The sequence below is a fragment of the Pseudomonas sp. NPDC089918 genome (assembly GCF_050280605.1).
Taxonomy (GTDB): Bacteria; Pseudomonadota; Gammaproteobacteria; order Pseudomonadales; family Pseudomonadaceae; genus Aquipseudomonas.
In genome coordinates this window covers 82,004-98,569 of sequence record NZ_JBNNVP010000006.1, presented here as the reverse complement: position 1 = coordinate 98,569, position 16,566 = coordinate 82,004, and the positions used below count along the sequence as shown (strand labels likewise).

14 protein-coding genes are annotated in these 16,566 nt (G+C 60.5%); 13 read left to right on the top strand and 1 reads right to left on the bottom strand.

All coding sequences use genetic code 11. From position 1 onward, the window contains the following. The first annotated feature begins 9 nt into the window (after positions 1-9). The 8 genes from ACQKPC_RS06555 to ACQKPC_RS06520 all read left to right on the top strand — a co-directional run bounded on the left by ACQKPC_RS06555 (position 10) and on the right by ACQKPC_RS06520 (position 9,526). A complete protein-coding gene (locus ACQKPC_RS06555; protein WP_427623711.1) occupies positions 10-1,788 on the top strand; it encodes an aconitase X in 1,779 nt (592 codons plus the stop codon). Next, positions 1,781-2,446: an amino acid ABC transporter permease gene (locus tag ACQKPC_RS06550; RefSeq protein ID WP_123721031.1), complete on the top strand. Its 666-nt coding sequence runs from the start codon at positions 1,781-1,783 to the stop codon at positions 2,444-2,446. Before ACQKPC_RS06555 ends, ACQKPC_RS06550 begins: the two co-directional genes overlap by 8 nt. A gap of 10 nt (positions 2,447-2,456) precedes the next feature. Then, positions 2,457-3,107 carry an amino acid ABC transporter permease gene (locus ACQKPC_RS06545; protein ID WP_008007292.1) on the top strand — a complete coding sequence of 217 codons (651 nt, stop codon included), beginning with the start codon at positions 2,457-2,459 and terminating at the stop codon, positions 3,105-3,107. Further along, complete coding sequence (locus ACQKPC_RS06540) at positions 3,100-3,822, top strand: amino acid ABC transporter ATP-binding protein (RefSeq protein ID WP_007903722.1); 723 nt, start codon at positions 3,100-3,102, stop codon at positions 3,820-3,822. Before ACQKPC_RS06545 ends, ACQKPC_RS06540 begins: the two co-directional genes overlap by 8 nt. A gap of 134 nt (positions 3,823-3,956) precedes the next feature. Beyond that, on the top strand, positions 3,957-4,985 hold the full coding sequence (locus ACQKPC_RS06535) for a trans-3-hydroxy-L-proline dehydratase (protein ID WP_427623708.1): 1,029 nt from the start codon (positions 3,957-3,959) through the stop codon (positions 4,983-4,985). A 361-nt stretch (positions 4,986-5,346) separates the two neighbouring features. After that, on the top strand, positions 5,347-6,264 hold the full coding sequence (locus ACQKPC_RS06530) for a dihydrodipicolinate synthase family protein (protein ID WP_427623706.1): 918 nt from the start codon (positions 5,347-5,349) through the stop codon (positions 6,262-6,264). 71 nt (positions 6,265-6,335) lie between these two features. Continuing rightward, complete coding sequence (abaF, locus tag ACQKPC_RS06525) at positions 6,336-7,733, top strand: fosfomycin efflux MFS transporter AbaF (protein WP_427623704.1); 1,398 nt, start codon at positions 6,336-6,338, stop codon at positions 7,731-7,733. A 212-nt stretch (positions 7,734-7,945) separates the two neighbouring features. Further along, positions 7,946-9,526 (top strand): aldehyde dehydrogenase (NADP(+)), encoded by a 1,581-nt coding sequence (locus tag ACQKPC_RS06520; RefSeq protein WP_427623702.1) that lies wholly within the window; start codon positions 7,946-7,948, stop codon positions 9,524-9,526. Positions 9,527-9,595: 69 nt separating this feature from the next. On the opposite strand, the gene ACQKPC_RS06515 is transcribed toward ACQKPC_RS06520, so the two are convergent. Continuing rightward, positions 9,596-10,603: an Ldh family oxidoreductase gene (locus tag ACQKPC_RS06515; RefSeq protein ID WP_427623700.1), complete on the bottom strand. Its 1,008-nt coding sequence runs from the start codon at positions 10,601-10,603 to the stop codon at positions 9,596-9,598. 245 nt (positions 10,604-10,848) lie between these two features. Between ACQKPC_RS06515 and ACQKPC_RS06510 the strand changes: the two genes are divergently transcribed. The 5 genes from ACQKPC_RS06510 (at position 10,849) to ACQKPC_RS06490 (ending at position 16,563) form a co-directional block, all read left to right on the top strand. Next, a complete protein-coding gene (locus ACQKPC_RS06510; protein WP_427623698.1) occupies positions 10,849-11,841 on the top strand; it encodes a SphA family protein in 993 nt (330 codons plus the stop codon). Positions 11,842-11,900: 59 nt separating this feature from the next. After that, on the top strand, positions 11,901-13,082 hold the full coding sequence (locus tag ACQKPC_RS06505; RefSeq protein ID WP_427623696.1) for an MFS transporter: 1,182 nt from the start codon (positions 11,901-11,903) through the stop codon (positions 13,080-13,082). Between the two features lie 48 nt (positions 13,083-13,130). Next, positions 13,131-14,576 (top strand): carotenoid oxygenase family protein, encoded by a 1,446-nt coding sequence (locus ACQKPC_RS06500; protein WP_427623694.1) that lies wholly within the window; start codon positions 13,131-13,133, stop codon positions 14,574-14,576. Positions 14,577-14,886: 310 nt separating this feature from the next. Beyond that, complete coding sequence (locus tag ACQKPC_RS06495) at positions 14,887-15,738, top strand: fumarylacetoacetate hydrolase family protein (protein WP_427623692.1); 852 nt, start codon at positions 14,887-14,889, stop codon at positions 15,736-15,738. Between the two features lie 3 nt (positions 15,739-15,741). Then, entirely contained in the window at positions 15,742-16,563 is an 822-nt protein-coding gene (locus ACQKPC_RS06490) for an IclR family transcriptional regulator (protein WP_427623690.1), read from the top strand. Positions 16,564-16,566: the final 3 nt, after the last annotated feature.

The window sequence follows — 16,566 nt, the reverse complement described above, 5'->3', positions numbered from 1 at the left end:
GTGTCCGGCATGCCTAGGCCCACTTCTCTGACCGGTCGCAGCCTGGTCGCGGGCGCCGCCGAGGGCGCCCTGCTGTTCGCCGATATCGGGTTGAGTTTCTGGGGCGGGGTCGATCCGTATAGCGGCGAGATCATTGACCGTCATCACCCGCTCAGCGGCGAATACCTGGCCGGCCGCGTGCTGGCCATCCCCAGTGGTCGCGGCTCGTGCACCGGCAGTAGCGTGTTGATGGAACTGATCAGCAACGGTCACGCACCGGCGGCATTGGTGCTGGCCGAACCCGATGAGATCCTGACCCTGGGCGTGCTCGTGGCACAGACCATTTTCGAGCGTTCCCTGCCGGTGCTGTGCATCGGCCGGGAGGCCTTCGCCGCCCTGCGCGGCAAGGCCTTCGCTCGGGTCGAAGGCGCAACGCTGAGCCTGTTCGAGCACCTGCCGGGCAATGCCTGGCAGGCACTCGACAGCTCTTTGCCGAGCACCGATATCGTCACCGCGATCGAACTCACCGAACACGACCGGGCGTTGCTCGACGGCCAGTATGGCAAGGCCGCGCAGGTGGCCATGCAGATCGTTTTGCGCATGGCCGAATTGCAAGGTGCGCACAGTCTGGTGGACGTCACTCAGGCGCACATCGACGGCTGTATCTACACCGGACCGGCGAGCCTGCGTTTTGCCCAACAGTTGGTGCAATGGGGAGCAACAGTGCGGGTGCCCACTACCCTCAATTCGATTTCCGTGGACCAGCGCCGCTGGCGCGAGCTGGGCATCGACCCGGCCCTCGGTGAACCGGCCAGTGCCTTGGGCGATGCCTATATGGCGATGGGCGCACAGCTGAGTTTCACCTGCGCGCCCTACCTGCTCGACAGCGCGCCGAAGGCCGGCGAGCAGATCGTCTGGGCCGAATCCAACGCGGTGGTTTACGCCAACAGCGTACTCGGCGCACGCACCCTGAAGTACCCGGACTACCTCGATATCTGCATCGCGCTGACCGGTCGCGCCCCGTTGATTGGCTGCCACCTGGACGCGCAACGCAAGGCCCGACTGCAGATCGAGTTGCCCGCCCTGGGTGAATTGGACGACGCCTTCTACCCGTTGCTCGGTTACCACATCGGCGCGCTGGCGGGCAGCCGGATTCCACTGGTGCGCGGGCTGGAAAACCGCCAGCCGAGCCTGGACGACCTCAAAGCTTTCGGCGCGGCATTTGCCACCACCTCCGCCGCACCACTGTTCCATATCGCCGGAGTAACTCCGGAGGCTATCGACCCGGCGCAGGTGCTGGAAGTGGATGGGTTTCTACCCGTGGAAAAAATCCGACTGAACGATCTGTTGGTCAGCTGGCGCGAGCTCAACAGTGCCCGCGACAACCGGGTGGATGTGGTCTCGCTGGGCAATCCGCATTTCTCCCTCAGCGAGTTCGCCCACCTCGCGCGATTGTGCCTCGGTCGGCACAAACACCCTGACGTGGTCCTCGCCATTACCTGCGGCCGTGCCGTGCTGGAGCAGGCTCGCGAAGCCGGGCATATCGCCGTGATCGAAGCTTTCGGTGCCACCCTGGTCACCGATACCTGCTGGTGCATGCTCGGCGAACCGGTGATCCCGCTGGCCGCAAAAACCTTGATGACCAACTCCGGCAAGTACGCCCATTACGCACCCGGCCTGGTGGGCCGCAAGGTGCATTTCGCCAGCATCAAAGAATGCGTCGATGCCGCCTGCAATGCCACCGCCAGCGGGCGCCTGCCGGCGTGGCTACGACCTGCCGCCCTACTGGAGAGCCCTGCGCATGTTTGATTACAGCTTCCAATGGCGCTCAGCGCTGCGCGCCCTGCCGGACATGCTTGCCGGTGCCCTGGTCACCTTCGAGACCGCGGCACTGTCGATGATCTTCGGCGTACTGATCGCCCTGGCCCTGACCGTGATGCGCGAAAGCAAAAACCCGCTGCTGCGCGGCATCGGCAACGGCTGGGTATCGATCGCGCGCAATACCCCGTCGCTGTTCCAGATCTACGTCCTCTACTTCGGCCTCGGCTCGCTGGGCATGCACGTCAGTTCTTGGCTCGCCCTGCTGGCCGGGATCACCTTCAACAATGCCGGGTATCTGGCGGAGAACTTTCGCGGAGGCCTCAAGGCCGTACCGGACACACAAGTGCGCGCCGCACGTTCGCTGGGCATGAGTGCCTTCCAGGCCTACCGCATGATCATCGTCCCGCAGCTGCTGCGGATCGTCTTCTACCCACTGACTAATCAGATGGTCTGGGCGGTGCTGATGACGTCGCTGGGGGTGATCGTCGGGCTGAACAATGACCTGACCGGCGTGACCCAGGATTACAACGTCAAAACGTTCCGCACCTTCGAGTTCTTCGCCATCGCAGCGGTGCTGTATTACCTGATTGCCAAGGCGATCGTCGCGGCAGCCCGGCTGATGGCCTGGCGGTTGTTCCGTTACTGAGGAGCTGTCCATGTTTGACACCGGTTTTTCCTCCAATGACCTGTTGTTCCTGCTCAATGGTGCCTGGGTCACGCTGCAACTGACCTTCTGGTCGATCATGCTCGGCTCCCTGGCCGGCTTGCTCTTCGGCCTGCTGCGGGCCTTGCTGCCACGGGCCAGTTTGCCCCTGGCCTGGGTGCTGGACGTGTTTCGCAGCGTGCCGCTGCTGATCCAGTTCGTGCTGTTCAACTCGCTCAAAAGCATCGTCGGCTTGAACATCAGCGCCTTCAGCGTCGGCTGCATCGTGCTGGGAGTTTACGCCGCCGCGTACTTCACCGAGATCGTGCGCGCTGGCGTGCTGTCGGTGCCGTTCACCCTGCGCCGGGCCAGTCGCTCGCTGGGCCTGAGCTTCCTGCAGGACCTGCGCTGGATCGTCCTGCCGATGGCCACCCGGGTGGCTTTTCCCGGCTGGCTGAACCTGGTGCTCGGCGTGATGAAAGACACCGCGCTGGTGATGTGGATCGGCATCGTCGAACTGCTGCGCGCCTCGCAAACCATCGTCACCCGCATCCAGGAACCGTTGCTGGTGCTGTGCATCGCGGGCCTTATTTACTACGTCATGAGCCTGGTGGTCGCACGCCTGGGCGCTCGTCTGGAAAGAAGGTGGCAAGAAAATGATTGAGATCGACAACGTACATAAATCCTTCGGCGACCTCGCCGTGGTCAAGGGTGTCAGCCTGACGGTGAACAAGGGCGAGGTGGTGTCGATCATCGGCGGCTCGGGCTCCGGCAAATCGACCCTGCTGATGTGCATCAACGGCCTGGAACCGATCCAGAAAGGCAGCATTCGCGTCGACGGCGTCGAGGTCCACGACAGCGCCACCGACCTCAACCGCCTGCGGCAGAAAATCGGCATCGTGTTCCAGCAATGGAATGCCTTCCCCCACCTGACAGTGCTGGAAAACGTGATGCTGGCCCCGCGCAAAGTCTTGGGTAAAAGCAAGCGCGAGGCCGAGGAACTGGCGGTGCAGCAACTGACCCACGTGGGCCTTGGCGACAAGCTCAAGACCTTCCCGGGCAAGTTGTCCGGCGGTCAGCAACAACGCATGGCGATTGCCCGCGCCCTGGCCATGTCGCCGGACTACATGCTGTTCGACGAAGCCACGTCGGCCCTCGATCCGCAATTGGTCGGTGAGGTGCTGGACACCATGCGCATGCTCGCCGAAGACGGCATGACCATGGTGCTGGTGACCCACGAAATCCGCTTTGCCCGCGATGTCTCCGACCGCGTGGCGTTCTTTCGCAATGGCCTGGTGCACGAGATCGGCTCGCCGGATCAGGTGATTGGTAATCCGGTGCATGCGGAAACGGCGGCTTTTCTGAAATCGGTGAAATAACTGATGGCCTCATCGCGAGCAGGCTCGCTCCCACAGGGTTTGGTGGTGTACCTAAAATCGGTGACCGACGCAGGCCACTGTGGGAGCGAGCCTGCTCGCGATGAGGCCCTGACAAACGAAACAAGGAGCAGGCAATGCGCTCATCGAAAGTCATTCATGTTGTCAGTTGCCACGCCGAAGGCGAAGTCGGCGATGTGATCGTCGGCGGCGTCGCCCCACCACCGGGCGCCACGGTGTGGGAGCAATCGCGCTGGATCGCCAAGGATCAGACACTGCGCAACTTCGTACTCAACGAACCTCGCGGCGGCGTGTTCCGCCACGTCAACCTGTTGGTGCCGGCCAAGGATCCTCGGGCGCAAATGGCCTGGATCATCATGGAACCGGCGGACACGCCACCGATGTCCGGCTCCAATTCACTGTGCGTGGCCACAGTGCTGCTCGACAGCGGCATCCTGCCGATGACCGAACCGCAAACCCGACTGATACTCGAAGCGCCCGGCGGCCTGATCGAGGCTGTGGCCGACTGCCGTGATGGCAAGGTCGAGCGGGTAGAAATCAAGAACGTGCCCTCCTTCGCTGACCGCCTCGACGCCTGGATCGAAGTCGAAGGCCTCGGCTCGTTGCAGGTCGACACTGCGTATGGCGGCGACAGCTTTGTAATCGCCGACGCTGAACGACTGGGCTTTTCCATTCGTCCTGATGAGGCTGCCGACCTGGTAGCGGTCGGGTTGAAAATCACTCGCGCGGCCAATGAACAGTTGGGCTTCGTCCATCCGCTGAACCCCGAGTGGTCACATATTTCCTTCTGCCAGATTGCGGCGCCCATCGTCATGGAGAACGGCATTGCCACCGGAGCCAACGCGGTAGTGATTCAACCCGGCAAGATCGACCGCTCGCCCACCGGCACCGGCTGTTCGGCGCGCATGGCGGTGCTGCAGGCCAAAGGCTTGATGCAAGTGGGCGAGCGCTTTATTGGCCGCTCGATCATCGGTTCCGAATTCCATTGCCGCATCGATTCCCTGACCGAAGTGGCCGGGCGAGCGGCGATCTACCCGTGTATTTCCGGCCGGGCCTGGATCACCGGCACCCACCAATTGCTGCTCGATCCGAGCGATCCGTGGCCACAGGGCTATCGCTTGTCAGACACCTGGCCGGGTGCCTGAGGCCGAAGCAGAGCTTTTGTGGCGAGGATGTTTGTATGGAGAAGGTGCTTTTGTGGCCAGGCAGCTTTTTGTGGCGAGGGAGCTTGCTCCCGTTCGGCTGCGCAGCAGTCGTGAAACCAGAGTACCGATTGTTTCAGACAAACCGCGATTACAGCATTGGGGCTGCTGCGCAACCCAGCGGGAGCAAGCTCCCTCGCCACAAAAGCCCCCCTTACCACAAGGGCTGCCTCACCACACAAGCTCCCTAGCCACAGTGATTTCACCCACCAGCAAAAAACCCTGATTGATTGAAAAAAGCACTAGCCGAATATTGTCACTTGGAATATCGTATACGAAATACAAAAAAGAACCGGAGGCAACAATGAGCAAACGTATCAACTGGAGTGGCGTCTTCCCCGCGGTGACCACTCAATTCAACGATGACTTCTCCATCAACCTGGAAAAAACCCATCAGGTGATTTCCAACGTGATCCGTGACGGCGTCTCAGGCCTGGTGGTGTGCGGTTCGGTGGGGGAAAACACCTCGTTGACCGCCGAAGAAAAAATCGCCGTGACCGAAGTCGCGGTCGACGCCTCCCGGGGTCGCGTGCCAGTGATCTGCGGTGTGGCCGAGTTCACCAGCGTGCAAGCGGCCAAGGTCGCCAATGCCGTGCGCCGGGTCGGCGTCGATGGCGTGATGTTGATGCCGGCGCTGGTCTACGGCTCCAAGCCGTTCGAGACCGCCGAGCACTACCGCTACGTGGCGAAAAACGCCGACGTACCGCTGATGGTCTACAACAACCCGCCGATCTACAAAAACGACGTCACCCCGGACATCCTGATTTCCCTGGCCGACTGCGACAACGTGGTGTGCTTCAAGGATTCGTCCGGCGATACCCGTCGTTTCATCGACGTGCGCAATGAAGTTGGCGACCGTTTCGTGCTGTTCGCAGGTCTCGACGACGTGGTGCTGGAAAGCATCGCAGTGGGTGCCGAGGGCTGGGTCTCGGGCATGTCCAACGTGTTCCCGAAAGAAGGCGAAACCATCTTCCGCCTGGCCAAGGCCGGTCGCTTCGCCGAAGCCATGCCGATCTACGAATGGCTGATGCCGATCCTGCACCTCGATGCCCGTGCCGACCTGGTGCAGTGCATCAAGCTCTGTGAAGCCATCGCCGGTCGCGGCAGCGCGCTGACCCGTCCGCCACGCCTGGCACTGCCGGAAACCGATCGGGTGTTCGTCGAGCAGATCATGGCCAAGGCCCTGGCTAACCGTCCGGAGTTGCCAGACGTCGGTCTCTGAGTGATTGCCGGGCGGGTCTTTGCGGACCCGGCCCGGCTGCCTGTTTTTGCGCCTCTACAGGAAACGCCAGCATGTCCAATCCTCTACACACGCAAAGCGCAACCACCCCCTCGGGACTCAAACGCGTAGTGGCCGCCGCCATGGCCGGCACCGTCGCCGAGTGGTACGAATTCTTTCTCTACGGCACAGCCTCCGCACTGGTCTTCGGCCAGTTGTTCTTCCGCCAGACCGACAGCCCCATCGACGGCATCATCGCCGCCTTCGCCCTGTACGCGGTCGGCTTTCTCGCTCGCCCATTGGGCGGTCTGGTGTTCGGTCACTATGGTGACAAATTCGGCCGAAAACGCCTGCTGCAATTGAGCCTGGTGGTGGTCGGTATCACCACTTTTCTGATGGGCTGCCTGCCCGGCTTCGACCAGATCGGCTATGCCGCGCCGGTGTTGTTGGTGCTGCTACGGCTGATCCAGGGCTTTGCCTTTGGCGGTGAATGGGGCGGCGCAATTTTGCTGGTGTCCGAACACTGCCCCGACAATCGCCGAGGCTTCTGGGCCAGTTGGCCGCAAGCCGGGGTGCCGGCCGGCAACCTGGTGGCCACCGTCGCTCTGCTGCTGTTGTCGTCGAACCTGTCGGAGGAACAATTCCTCGCTTGGGGCTGGCGCGTGGCGTTCTGGTTCTCGGCGGTGGTGGTGCTGATCGGTTACTGGATTCGCACCAGCGTCGATGACGCGCCGATCTTCAAAGAAGCCCAGGCCCGTCAGGCGCAGACCAAGCAGCAACAGCTGGGCGTGGTCGAAGTGCTGCGTCATCACTGGCGCGCCGTGCTGGTAGGGATTGGCGCACGCTTCGCCGAGAACATCCTCTATTACACCGTGGTGACCTTTTCGATCACCTACCTGAAACTGGTGGTGCACAAGGACACCTCGGAAATTCTGCTGCTGATGTTCGGTGCGCACTTGGTGCACTTTTTCCTGATTCCGTTGATGGGGTATCTGTCGGATATCGTCGGGCGCAAACCGATCTACCTGACTGGCGCGGTGCTCACCGCGTTCTGGGGCTTTGTCGGTTTCCCGATGATGGACACCGGCAACAACTGGCTGATCATGGCGGCGATCATCCTGGGCCTGGCCATCGAGTCGATGACCTATGCGCCCTACTCGGCGCTGATGGCCGAAATGTTCCCGACCCATGTGCGCTATACCGCACTTTCACTGTGCTACCAAGTGGCGCCGATTTTCGCCGGATCCCTGGCACCGCTGATCGCCATCACCCTGCTCAACAAATATCACAGCTCGACACCCATCGCCTGGTACCTGGTGGGCGCCGCGCTGATCTCCATCGTGGCCGTCGGCCTGACCCGGGAAACCCGTGGCAAGTCGTTGCACCTGGTGGATGCCGAATCCGCTGCGCGCATTGCTGCCCTGGATAGCGCCGTGCCGGCCATGGCACGCCGGGGTGATTCGTTGGTTTGAGCGTTGTACCTGTCACACCCCGCTCTGTGGCGAGGGAGCTTGCTCCCGCTCGAGCGCGCAGCACTCGCAAAATAGGCAATTGTTGCCGCTATTTTGGGGCCGCTACGCAGCCCAACGCGAGCAAGCTCGCTCGCCACAAAACAGCGCACGGCTCAGCACCCTGATTGACCTGCAAAGGTCCTGCCTCACCTTTCCCGACAGGAGTTTTTTTGATGCCCGAGATCATCGGCCACAACTACATCGGCGGCGCCCGCAGCGCCGCCGGCAGCATCACTCTGCACAGCCACGACGCCAGCACCGGCGAAGCGCTGCCCTTCTCTTTCATGCAAGCCACCGTGGAAGAAGTGGACGCCGCCGCCCAGGCCGCTGCTGCCGCTTACCCGGCCTTGCGCAATCTACCGGCAACTCGCCGTGCAGAATTTCTTGAAGCGATCGCCACGCAACTGGATGCGCTGGATGATGAATTCGTCGCTCTGGTCACCCGCGAAACCGCGCTGCCGACCGGGCGCATTCAAGGCGAACGCAGTCGTACCACCAACCAAATGCGCCTGTTCGCTCAGGTTCTGCGCCGGGGCGATTTCTATGGTGCGCGCATCGACCGCGCCTTGCCCGACCGTCAGCCATTGCCACGGGTCGACCTGCGCCAATACCGGATCGGCGTCGGCCCGGTGGCCGTATTCGGCGCCAGTAATTTCCCGCTGGCCTTTTCCACTGCCGGCGGTGACACCGCTGCCGCCCTGGCCGCCGGGTGCCCGGTGGTGTTCAAGGCCCACAGCGGACACATGGCGACCGCCGAGCACGTGGCCGATGCAATCATCCGCGCCGCCGAGCAAACCGACATGCCCAAAGGTGTGTTCAACATGATCTACGGTGCAGGCGTCGGTGAAGCGCTGGTCAAGCATCCGGCAATCCAGGCCGTCGGTTTCACCGGCTCGCTAAAAGGCGGTCGCGCCCTCTGTGACATGGCCGCCGCACGGCCACAACCGATCCCGGTGTTCGCCGAAATGAGCAGCATCAACCCGGTGCTGGTATTGCCCGGAGCCTTGCTTGCACGCGGCGAAAAAATCGCCGGTGAACTGGTGGCGTCGGTGGTCCAGGGTTGCGGTCAGTTCTGTACCAATCCGGGGTTGGTGATCGGTATGCGCTCACCCCACTTCAGCGCTTTCATCGCGCGGCTCAGTGCCTTGATGGCCGAACAACCGGCGCAAACCATGCTCAACGCCGGCACCCTCGGCAGCTACGAAAAAGGCGTGCAGGCCTTGCTCGACCATCCGAGAATAATCCGCCTGGCGGGCCAGGATCAGCACGGCAATCAAGCGTGGCCGCAACTGTTCAAGGCCGACGCCAGTCTGCTGCTCAAGGGTGATCCGCTGTTGCAGGAAGAAGTGTTCGGCCCGACCACCCTCGTCGTCGAAGTGGCCGATAAGGCCGAGTTGCGACAAGCACTGAACAATTTGCACGGTCAACTCACCGCCACGTTGATTGGCGAAGCACAGGACCTGAAGGAACACGCCGATCTGCTGGTACTACTGGAACAAAAGGTCGGCCGGGTGCTGTTCAACGGCTACCCCACCGGCGTCGAAGTCTGCGATGCCATGGTGCATGGCGGGCCCTATCCGGCAACCTCCGACGCCCGTGGCACTTCGGTCGGCAGCCTGGCTATCGAGCGTTTCCTGCGCCCGGTGTGCTACCAGAACTGCCCGGACGCCTTGCTACCCGACGCCCTGAAAAACGCCAACCCGTTGGGCATTGCGCGACTGGTTGATGGCAACAGCCACCGCGAACCGCTGTAAAAACACAACCTCCTGTAGGAGCGAGCCCCCTCGCCACACAGCCTCGCTCCTACAGGATTTTCATCGCATTCAAGCCAGCAGTGCGTTCAGGTCGTTGTACAGCGCCTCGGGAATTTGTATCCCCTCCACCACACTGCGTGCCCGCGCCGCATAACGCCGTTGCGACGGCAAACGTGCACCCTGCCCTTCAATGCCCTGAAACAACACTTCGGCCCGGGCCAAATGTTCCTCGGTGGCCGCCCCCAGAAAACGTCGCGGATCCAGCGCAATGATCAACTCGCCATGGTACGGCGACGACTTGCTGCCCGCGTCATAGGCCAGCGATTCGGCACTGGTCAGATCACCGATCAAAGGCCCGGCGATCAACTCCACCATTGCCGCCAGCGCCGAGCCTTTGTGCCCACCGAACGTCAGCATCGCGCCGCCGTCGAGCACGACGTTGGCATCGGTGCTCGGCCGGCCCTTAGCGTCCACGCCCCAACCCTCGGGAATCGCCTTGCCGGCACGTCGATGCAACTCGATATCGCCGCGGGCAATCGCACTGGTGGCGAAGTCGAACACAAACGGATCCTGCCCCGCCCGCGGCCAGCCAAAAGCAATGGGATTGGTGCCGAACACCGGCACACGTCCCCCGGCCGGAGCCACCCAGGCATGACTCGGATTACACGCCAGCGCCACCAACCCGGCAGCGGTCAACTGCTCGATCTCCACCCACAGTGCCGAGAAATGCACACAGCGATTGATCGCCAACGCCGCAATCCCGTTGGCCCGGGTTTTCTCCGCCAGCAACCCAAGCCCGGCCTGAAACGCCAATTGCGAGAAACCACCAGCGGCATCCACCCGTACGATCGACGGCGCCTGGTCGATCACCTGCGGCTCGGCATCGGCCGACACCTTGCCGGCCCGCAGGGAATTCACGCAGCCCAGAATCCGATACAAACCGTGGGAGGCACAGCCATCGCGCTCGCCGGCGATCACCGTCGCCGCCACCGCTTGCGCGTGGGCCAGATTAAAACCGTTGTGCAACAGGATCGATTCGGCCAGTTCACGGGCTTGAATCAGGGTCAGTCGGATCATGGTCATCTCCTTGGACAGACCGGTCAGGGTGGTCTATTTGCAGGAGGGTGGCTTGATGGGTTTGGTCGCGGGGGGTGACGAAATTGGCACAGCGGTGGTGAAGGGGTGGCCTGAGGTCTTTCTGCATCATGGCACGCTCAGTCAACTCTGGCCGTTGTGCTCAAGCATCACAAAAATCCAGGAATTAAAGTCGAAGTGCCAGGGGAAGTTACCCCGCTCACAATGACAAAAATAGAGCCACTGCGATGAGCCTGACAAAATCCCTGCCAGCCTGCCTGGCACTCACCTTCGCATCATTTGCCGCACAAGCAGCAGATGGCCCTCCACCCCCCTCGGTGAACCAGCCCAGCGGTATCAACCTGGGCGGCACCAGTTTTTACGATGGTTTCGCGGGACCGCCCGGGTTGACGCATCAGACCTATCTGAAGTTCAGCACCGCAAGCAGCATCAGGGACAATGCAGGCAAGGATAATGGCGCCTTTGATAATCCGAAGATCAACGTCATCACGCTGATCAATCAGCTGAGCTATTACTCACCCGACACCATCGGGGGCGGTGCGCACTTGGGCTGGAGTTTGTTGGTGCCCATCGTCTCCCTGGATGGCGATTTCGGAGACAACGGTGCCAGGCTCCAGGATAACGCCACCGGCCTCGGTGACATCACGGTTGGGCCTCAGGTCCAGTTCGATCCGATCGTCGACGCCCACGGCAGGCCGGTTTTTGTGCAGCGTGTGGCTTTCGATACCATCCTTCCAACGGGTAAATACGACAAACATAAAGACCTGAACCCAGGCTCCAACTACTTCTCTGTGAACCCCTACTGGGCAGCGACCTGGATGCCCGCGCCGCGTTGGGAGGTGAGCTGGAGGTTGCAGTACCTGTACAACTTCAAGAACGACGACCCCGCCAGCAGCTCGGCGCAATATTTCGAAGGGCAATCCGTACGCGACACCCAGGCAGGACAGTCGGCGTGGGCCAACTTCACGGCCTCGTATGAAGTGATCCCAAAGGTCTCGGTCGGCATCAACGGGTACTACTTCAGGCAGATATCGGATGACGAGGTCAACGGAGGCAGGCTGAGCAATTCTCGGGAAAAGGTATTGGGTATTGGCCCGGGCCTGTTCTGGAAAATCACCGAAGACAAAGCTTTTTGGCTGAACACCTATAAAGAGACCGGCGTCGAAAACCGCTCCCGAGCGGATTACCAAGTGCAGGTTCGTTACGTTCACAAGTTCTGACTGACGTGTGCGCCCGCTCCTGCATAAGGAGCGGGCCCTCTTACCCGAGGTAATGCTCCATGAACGCGCTCGACTCCATCGACAGCAAAAAATCATTGGGCGCTATTTGCCTGATGATGGTCATTTCCCTAGGGACGCTGCAAATCCAGCCTATTCTGGGTGGCGCGTTGATCGATCAACTCGGCTTGCCGCTCAATGCAATAGGCGCCATTTTCGCAGCCGAACTTATCGCGATGGCCATCGCGTGCGGTGTTTGCGCACTATTTATGGCGAGCGTCGACCGGCGCCGCTTCGCCCTGGTTGCCTTACTGATCATGGCATCAGGGAATCTGGCCAGCACGCAATTCCACAGCCAGCCCTGGCTACTAATTTGCAGAATGATCTGCGGTGCAGGCGGTGGCGCTGTCATGGCGGTTGTCTACGCTACAGCAGCACTGCGCACGTCTAAAGATGCAACTTTCGCAGTCATCAATATCGGCAATCTCCTCTGGGGCATGCTGCTGGTGACCTCCATGCCCATGATCGTGCAAACATTCGGCGTAAATGGTGCGTTTTCCCTATTGGCCATCACCAGCGTGCTCGCGGCGTCGGGTTGCCGGAGGGTGCCCAAACGCTACCCGCAAGCACATCGTTCGGCCAACATCTCGACTCCGCCATTTGGTCTCACGTCCATTCTGTTGATCATGCTGTTTGCGCTGCTGTTTTTCGGACATTCCGCCCTGTGGGTTTACCAGGAGCGCATCGGCAAAAGCATTGGTCTGGAGCCGCAGCAGATTGGTGGCATTCTCGGAGGCAGCATCCTTGCTGGCGCCTTTGGAGCAGGTCTTGCCGGGCTGATCGGACGTCGCCTGGGTTTGCTGTTTCCGCAACTATTGAGCTTCGGTACAGCGTTGCTGGCGACCCTGGTCATGGTCTATGGCGACAGTGCCGTTGCTTTTGCCGCCACTGCCTGCCTGATCCATATGGTGTGGTTTTTCAGCCTGCCTTACCTGCTGTCCATGGCTGCCGAACTGGACCCTTCCGGTCGACTGGCGGGTTTGGGTAACGCCGCCATTTTTATCGGCCAAGGGCTCGGCCCATTTGGTGCAGCACTTGTCGTCGGTGAGGGACACTTCCGGGCGGTAGGATGGCTGGCCGCCTCAGCCTATTTGGCAGCCTTGATTATTTCGTGTCTGGTCGTTGCACGCTTTCGTCGAGGCGTGAAGCCTACCGGGCCGGCAATGTCCCCCCAATCGGTCTGAACGCTCTCCCTGAACATGAACGAAACCGCCTATTAATGAGATTTCCCGATGACTATTCCATTCCCTCAAACCCCTGAGTTTTCCGGCGCGCTCTATACGCCCAGCCGCGTAGAAGCAGAAGTGTTCGATCTCGAGATTGAAGGCACCCTTCCCGCCTCGATCCGTGGGACTTTTTATCAGGTTGCGCCAGACCCGCAATACCCACCTATGCTGGGCACCGATATCTTTTTCAACGGTGACGGAATGGTCAGCGGGTTCTACTTCGCGCACGGCAAGGTATCGCTGCGACGTCGCTACGTGAAGACGGATCGGTTGCTGGCCCAGCGTCGTGAGGGGCGTTCGCTCAATGGTATCTATCGAAACGTCTACACCAATGATCCGCTTGCGGCGAAGAACAACACCACCGCGAACACAACCGTCGTGCCACACAACGGCGTTCTGCTTGCACTCAAGGAAGATGCCATGCCTTGGGCAATGGATCTCGAAACGCTGGAGACCCTCGGCGAATGGAGTTTTGACGGGCAGATCAAATCAGCGACGTTCACCGCACACCCCAAGCTCGACCCGGCAACAGGAAACCTCTTGGCATTCAGCTATGAAGCCAAAGGAGAAGGCACGCCTGACCTGGCCTATTTCGAACTCTCGCCAGACGGAAAGCTGCTGCATGAGATCTGGTTCCAGGCACCTTATGCGGCCATGGTTCATGATTTCGCGGTGACCGAACGCTACGTCGTGTTCCCGCTCATTCCGTTAACAGTGGACATCGAACGCATGAAAAACGGGGGGCCACACTTCCAATGGCAACCCGATTTACCTCAGCTTTTCGCTGTCGTGCCACGCAACGGGCGCGCGCAAGACGTTCGTTGGTTCAAGGGGCCCAAGGAAGGTTTCCAGGGCCATACACTCAATGCGTTCGATGAGGACGGCAAGGTTTACGTCGATATGCCGGTCACCGGAGGGAACATCTTCTACTTCTTCCCCCAGGCGGACGGTTATGTCCCACCGCCTGAAACGCTAGCCGCCAGCCTGATGCGCTGGACCTTTGACCTGAATGGTTCGCAGGACGAAATCCAACCGCTGCCACTGACTGACTACCCCTGTGAATTTCCAAGGTGTGATGACCGCTACATCGGTCGAAAGTACGAGCACGGCTTCCTGCTCGCCTTTGATCCGCAGCGCCCCTACAACCCCGAGAATGGACCGATACCGTTTCAGTTTTTCAACTTGTTGGCTCACGTGAACCTGAAAACAGGAGCCACCGACGCTTGGTTTCCCGGTGACAGCGGATGCTTCCAGGAGCCCATTTTCATTCCGCGTTCCCCAGATGCGGAGGAAGCCGATGGCTATGTCGTTTCCCTGCTCAATCTCATCGCAGAGGGCCGTAGTGAGCTCGTCGTTCTGGACTCTCGTGACATGGAGAGTGGCCCGATTGCGCGAATCAAAGTCCCGTTCCGGATGCGCATGTCGCTGCACGGGTGCTGGGCACCAAGCTGAGCTGACGCATTCTGTGTCGCGTTGCCGAATGCAGGTTCCGTCCGCTGCTACAGATCGCTGACGGGTATTAAGCCCTCGTCCCTTTTCCAACCTCTCATAACATCGTTGCCATCCGCACCGTACGGGTGGCACACCTCCCTCATCGCCCTTTTTCCCTCGATCCTTCGGTCTGCCGAAAGCGGTAAACTTTACATAAATTTCATATTTTAGGATTTATGCATAAATCCTACTTTACAGGATTTATCTGCAAGACTAGATTAACCCTCATTGCATCCCGTGCGCATGCACCACTCTCTACCAAGGAGACTCCATGAAACTCGCGAGCTTTATTGTGCAAGGTCGTAGCACCTACGGCGTCGTCGAAGGCGATCAGGTCATTGATCTGGAATCGGTCAAGCCAACCTTTGGCACCGATCTCAAGCAAGCCATCGCCAACAATCGCCTGGGCGAGCTGACCAGCGTCGTCCTGGCGAACCTGCCGCGCATCCCTCTGACTGAAGTGACTTTCCTGCCCGTCATCCAGAACCCGGGCAAGGTGCTGTGCATTGGCATCAACTACGCCACTCATGTGCGCGAAACCGGTCGTGAGATGCCGACCTACCCGATGATTTTTACCCGCTTCGCCGACAGCCAGACCGCCCACCTGCAACCCATCATTCGCCCAAAGGCCTCGCACAAGCTTGATTTTGAGGGCGAGTTGGCAGTGGTGATCGGTAAAACGGCACGTCACGTCAAGCAAGCCGACGCGCTGGACTATGTAGCCGGTTACGCCTGCTACAACGACGGCAGTGTCCGCGACTGGCAGAAGCACACCATTCAGTTCGTACCGGGCAAGAACTTCCCGAACACCGGCGGTTTTGGCCCTTGGTTAGTCACCAGCGATGAGATCGGTGACCCACAGGACCTGGAATTGACCACTCGCCTGAATGGCGAAGTGATGCAGCACACCAGCACCAGCGACATGATTTTCGATGTACGCAAGCTGATCGAATACTGCTCCACCTTCACCGAGCTGGCCCCCGGCGACGTCATTGTCAGTGGTACCACCGGTGGCGTCGGCGCGTTCCGTGAGCCGCCGGTATGGATGAAGCCCGGCGATGAAGTCGAGATCGAGATCTCTCGAATCGGCATCCTGCGCAACAGCATCGCTGACGAGCAATAAACCATGACCAAACTGCACCCATCGGAACAACTGCCAGAACAGGATGCCGACACCAAAGGTTCGAGCCTGGAGCGCATGCTGCGGGTACTCGACCTGTTCACCGAAGAGAGCCCTATCTGGGCTGTCGACGACATGGGCGGTGCATTGGGATTCACCCGTTCGACTATTTACCGCTACGTGCGCGAACTGGCCGAGGCGAACTTGTTGTTCCAGGTCGAAGCCGGGCGTTACGCGCTTGGTGCCCGGATCATTACCTGGGACCGTCAATTGCGGCTAAGCGACCCCCTGGTACGCGCCGCACAATCACTGGAGCCGAGCTTCCCACGGTGGAGCGAGCAACAAGTCTGGCTGATCTGCCGGCTGTTCAAGGACCAGGTCGTCTGTATTCATCAGCACGGCGATTTGTTCAGTGAGGTCAGCTATTCCCGCGGTTCACCCAGACCCTTGCTTCTGGGTGCGACCTCCAAGGCGATCCTCGCCAACATGACCTCGCGTCAACACAGTCAGCTATTTCTGGAGAAACCCGACGAGGTACGCGCCAGCAACCTTGGCCAGACCTGGGAACAGTTTCGCCGTTCGCTGCAGCAATTGCGTCGTCAAGGTTATGTCGCCAGCGCAGGCGAGGTCGACGCTGGGGTCTATGGCCTCGCGGCACCGATCTTCGACGGCGATGGCAAGGTCGTCGGCAGCATCAGCTGCGTTCGCCCGATTCAAGAACGTGACAGTGCTCAGGAAGAGGGACAAGGACAGCAGATTCTCGCCCTGGCGCAGGACCTGTCGCAGCGCATGGCTGCACTCGCCAACCGTCCCAGGCAACTGGACTGAGCC